3 protein-coding genes and 1 pseudogene are annotated in these 4,314 nt (G+C 42.2%); 3 read left to right on the top strand and 1 reads right to left on the bottom strand.

Features of this window, described 5'->3' with window-relative positions; all coding sequences use genetic code 11:
• The 3 genes from F6K49_RS36120 to F6K49_RS36110 all read left to right on the top strand — a co-directional run.
• On the top strand, window positions 1-403 hold a 403-nt coding region (locus F6K49_RS36120), incomplete at its 5' end, for a hypothetical protein (RefSeq protein ID WP_293104568.1).
• Between the two features lie 418 nt (window positions 404-821).
• Window positions 822-2,747, top strand: a complete 1,926-nt coding sequence (locus tag F6K49_RS36115) for a transketolase C-terminal domain-containing protein (RefSeq protein ID WP_293104565.1) — start codon at window positions 822-824, stop codon at window positions 2,745-2,747.
• Between the two features lie 476 nt (window positions 2,748-3,223).
• Window positions 3,224-3,907, top strand: coding sequence for an HAD hydrolase-like protein (locus F6K49_RS36110; protein WP_293104562.1), 684 nt, complete (start codon window positions 3,224-3,226; stop codon window positions 3,905-3,907).
• A gap of 122 nt (window positions 3,908-4,029) precedes the next feature.
• On the opposite strand, the pseudogene F6K49_RS36105 reads toward F6K49_RS36110, so the two are convergent.
• Window positions 4,030-4,314, bottom strand: a pseudogene (locus tag F6K49_RS36105) (RNA degradosome polyphosphate kinase); the annotation flags it as partial.

Genomic DNA, 4,314 nt, shown 5'->3' with positions numbered 1-4,314 from the left:
CACCCTTACATTAGGCAATTCTCAGGTTAACCATACCCTCCAACCCCCCAACCCCCCCACCCCCCAACCCCCCAACCTCCAACCTTGGCCAAAAGGCCACACTACGCGAACAACCCCCCAACCTTCAACCTTCAACCTTGAACCTTCAACCCCCCATACCCCCTGGCATAGTACTCCCTATCAGGCGTTGCCAGAGGTCTATGTGCAAAATGCTAGCTTGGAAATTGCTTGGTCAAGAGTAGTGCTGGAAGAGTATACAATTGCTGGAAAGGTGATTATGCCATTTATTACCCATGATCATGAGGGATTGGATATTAATGACTTGAAAGATTGGTGGTATCTGGAATATTTAATAGAACAGGGAGAAGCTCACTTACCTCTGGTCTCCCAGAAACCAATTTAGTTTTTTCAATTTGGTAGGGAGTAGGGAGTAGGGAGTAGGGAGTAGGGAACAGGGTAAAAATACTGTGTACTTCATTACTATCAGAAACGCTATACTATTAGTTATAGTAGTTTAATTAGGAGTTTGAATTAATAAAAATAATAGCTAAATAATGATTATAATTATTTTGGATTAACTTTAAAAATTAACGTTAAAAATGGCGGATAATAAAATCAGCAAGTAACCAAGGTAAAGATTAAGCTGTAATGTTATCCATTGAAAATTAATATAATAGTATACAGCGTTTTTCATAACTATCAGGTACACAGGATTTTTTGCCTGTTACCTATTCCCTGCTCCCTACTCCCTACTCCCTGCTCCCTAAAACCCAAAACCTGACCAATAACCAACAACCCCAATCATCAATAACCAATAACCAATGACAAATCTATCTCTAGTCCCGTTTCGGGAGTTTGAACGCCTCAAGGATTTAGACATTACTCCCGAAACTCATACTGAGCTTTTTGCTACCTACTGTCGAATCAATACCTTATATATGATAAAACAGGCGGGTTCAGGGCATATTGGTAGTAGTTTTAGTAGTTTAGATATTGTTTGTTGGCTGTTTTTAAATGAATTACGGGTTAGGAAAACTAACTCTAATCAACCACGGGATATTTATTTTTCCTCTAAAGGTCACGATGTACCAGGTTTGTACTCGGTTTTGATTGGCCATGGTTTGCTGGAGTTTGAGCGTATCCATAGCTTGAGGCGGCTAGATGGACTTCCTGGTCATCCAGATATTTCTATTCCGTTCTTGGAAACCAATACCGGTTCCTTGGGAATGGGGGTTTCTAAGGCTAAGGGGATGATCCTAGCAAATCGCCTGATGGGTCGAGAGGGAAATGTTTATCTCTTAACTGGGGATGGGGAGTTGCAGGAGGGTCAGTTTTGGGAGTCTCTCCAACCAGCAGCAAATCTGGGACTCCATGAGATGACTGTGATTGTGGATCATAATAAAATCCAGTCCGATACTTGGGTGTCCCAAGTGAGTGACTTAGGGGACTTGGAACGGAAGTTTGCGGCCTATGGCTGGTATGTGGACCGCTGTGATGGCAATAATGTCAAGGCTTTAGGGAATGCGATCGCAAAATTGAAAGCAGTCACAAAAGGGCCCAAAATCCTGATTGCTGACACCATTAAGGGAAAAGGAATCTCCTTTATGGAACATACGGCCATCAAACCAGAAGACAACCCAGAAGACAACTTATATCGCTTCCATAGTGGCGCACCGGATGATCAAGCCTACACTAAGGGAGTGGCAGAACTAATTGCTGCTGCCAATACCCAGTTGGAACAAATTGGAGCATCCCCCGTAGGGGTAGAGATGCTATCCTATGCCAAACCTGCTGTAGTTGATGGAGCGCAACGACTGGTTAGTGCCTATTCCAAAGCTTTGGTTGCCCAAGCAGAACGGAATCAAGACCTGGTGGTACTCGATGCGGATTTAATGCTCGATTGTGGGTTGATTCCCTTTAAAGACAAATTCCCGAAACGGTTCTTTGAGTGTGGCATTGCCGAACAAGATATGGTATCCCAGGCCGGGGGGATGGCACTGAAAGGCTTACTGCCCATTGTGCATTCCTTTGCTTGTTTCCTATCCACCAGACCCAATGAGCAAATCTATAATAATGCTACCGAACGGACTAAGATTATTTATGTTGGCTCCCTAGCTGGGTTGCTACCTGGTGGTCCTGGTCATTCTCACCAATCGGTAAGGGATATTTCTGCCCTAGGAGCAATACCGAATATGGTGATGATTGAACCAGCTAATGAAGCAGAAGTATCCCTAGCTCTAGACTACTGTTTGCATCGAACTATCAGTAGTTGCTATATAAGGCTAGTCTCGATACCCTGTCAGATTCCCTATCAATTGCCAGAGGATTATCAGTTGGAGTTGGGTCAGGGGATTGCCTTAACTGAGGGGCAAGACGCTATTTTATTTGGTTACGGTCCCGTGCTGCTGCCACAAGCCTATCAAGCTGCCCAGTTATTGGCTCAGAATCACGGTATAACCTTAAAAGTGGTGAATTTACCTTGGCTAAATTTTGTGGATTTAGACTGGTTGGAGCAAATCCTTCAGGGTTACTCCTGGGTGTTTACCCTAGATAACCATTATGTAATAGGAGGACAGGGGGATCGGATTGTAAGTGGGTTGGCAGAATTAGGATTGTCTGGACAATTACAGGTAAGGCAATTTGGAGTATTTGATATTCCGAAATGCGGTCAAAATCAGGAAGTGCTTCGTGCTCATCGGCTAGATGCTGAAAGTTTAGCATTTGAGATTCATAAAAGTATGATGTAGCCTTGTTATTTAAATTGCGTAAGATTCAGATAAAAAGGGAACAGGGAATAGGGAATAGGGAACAGTATCAAGATATCCGAGTAGTTTTTGATGTTCTCCTAAATTAGGATTAGTTTTCATGATATAATTATAAATTATATAGGATTTCAAGGATGACCTAGGAAGTATAAAGTATAGCGTTGTTTATTAAGAGTTATACCTATAAGGTACACAAATCTTTTTATAGCACTACCCATTAAGATTAGGACATTTGTAAACTCCGAAACCTAGTCCTAGCTTACTTCTGACTTCTGACTTCTGACTTCTGACTTCTAACTTGCGCGTAGCGCTATACCACTTCTGACTTCCCTACTCCCTACTCCCTACTCCCTGCTCCCTAAAATCAAGAATGTACCTAAACTAATTAATAAATGTTATAATAATAACGGCAATTAACTAACAACTATTGCCTCAAGTTATAGTACCATAGAATTGTAATGACTACCGTTTTATTTTGGGACATTGACGGCACTTTATTAACCACAAAACGAGCCGGGATATTTGCCCTAGAAGAGGCTGCCAGTGAAGTAATTGGTGAAACGGTTTCACTGACAAATATAGAAACTGCAGGAATGACAGACCGAATAATTGCCGCTAATATTCTCAAGCAGTACGGTTTGTCCCCAGAACCGAAATTGGTGGATCAATTGCTGGCATGCTACGTTAACTACTTGCCTAAGAGTTTGCCCCGCCGAGAAGGATATGTCCTGGAGGGGGTAATCGAAATTTTAGATGCTTTGCACGATCGAACTGATGTGGTTTCGATGTTGCTCACAGGAAATATCGAAGCAGGAGCAAAGGCAAAATTAACCTATTATGGCTTGGCTGATTACTTTAGTGGTGGTGGATTTTCCGATAAAACAGAAACTAGAGTTGATATTGCCCAACAAGCTTTAGCGATCGCATCGGAAAAGTATGGCGTGATTCCATCGGAAAAAACTTACGTGATTGGCGATACTCCCCATGACATTCACTGTGGCAAAGCCATTGGTGCTCGTGTGATTGCAGTTGCCACTGGTAAATATGACCAGGAGTCCCTAGAAGAACATCAGCCCTGGTGGACTATACCATCCTTGCCATCATCAACAGTATTTATGGAAAAGATTGGATTGAAAATTTAGAATTAAGAATGCAGAATGTAGAATGTAGAAGGCAGAAGGCATAATTCTAGATTCTAGATTATTAATTCTCAATTCTTAATTCTCAATTCTTAATTCTAAATTCTACATTCTTAATTATCCCACTATCCAATCCCTGACGATTGCAACGCCATGTCCATCAAAATCTGATGAGCCGATTCTTCTTTAACCCCTTGAGCTGGCTGTCGTTGGATATAGGTGCCATCAGGCTGTAAATCCCAAGCTTGCCGGTTATCTGCTAACATAATTGCCAGGATTTCTTCCAAATCTTTGGTAATCTCTGGGTCTTCCACTGGTGTCACTGCTTCTACCCGTCGATCCAAATTACGACGCATCCAGTCCGCACTGCCAATATAGACTTCCTCTTGACCCTGATTTTGGAAGTAAAA

This window comes from Moorena sp. SIO3I6 (assembly GCF_010672095.1).
This window is presented reverse-complemented; position numbering and strand designations above follow the sequence as displayed.